Annotated in this window: 1 protein-coding gene; it reads right to left on the bottom strand. The window is 51.7% G+C overall.

The genetic code is table 11. The features are described 5' to 3' along the window. A partial coding sequence (locus ACTHUM_RS17255) for a riboflavin synthase subunit alpha (protein ID WP_440403591.1) occupies positions 1–600 on the bottom strand: 600 nt, incomplete at its 3' end. Positions 601–644: the final 44 nt, after the last annotated feature.

The raw sequence follows: 644 nt of genomic DNA on the forward strand, positions 1-644 counted from the left end.
TGCCAATACTCGCATCACGGTATCGACAACGGCTTGGGTTTGCGGATCAATTTCAATATTGATGAGGTCGCCTTCTTTGCGGCTGCCAAACAGGGTACGCTCCAAAGTCTCCGGAATCAGGTGTACGCAAAATTCGCTGTCGCTGACTTCGCCTATGGTCAGGCTGCAACCGTCCAAACCGACAAAGCCTTTGGTCAGGATGTAGGGCTTAAGATTTTCCGGCAGCTCAAACCAAACTGTACGGTTGAACTCGCTGGATTCGATACGTGAAATTCGGGTAACCGCCATCACATGGCCGCTCATCACATGACCACCGATTTCGTCACCAAACCGCGCCGCGCGTTCCAAATTAACACTGTCGCCGACTTTCAAGCTGCCGAGATTGGTTTTGCGTAAGGTTTCGTCCATCAAATCAAAGCTGACTTTGTTGCCGTCGATTCGGGTAATGGTCAGGCAGCAGCCGTTGTTGGCGACAGAGGCGCCAGTTTGCAGATTGTCGGCGATTTCGGGGGGCAGCTCGACAGTGTGGGTACGAAAGTCGGGCGAAGGTTGGGCGATGTCTGTAATTTTGCCCATGCCTTGTACGATGCCTGTAAACATGATGTCTTCTTTCCGATGGTACGATAAGGCGGATATTGTAGCAT

It is taken from the genome of Neisseria sp. P0021.S006 (assembly GCF_051956895.1).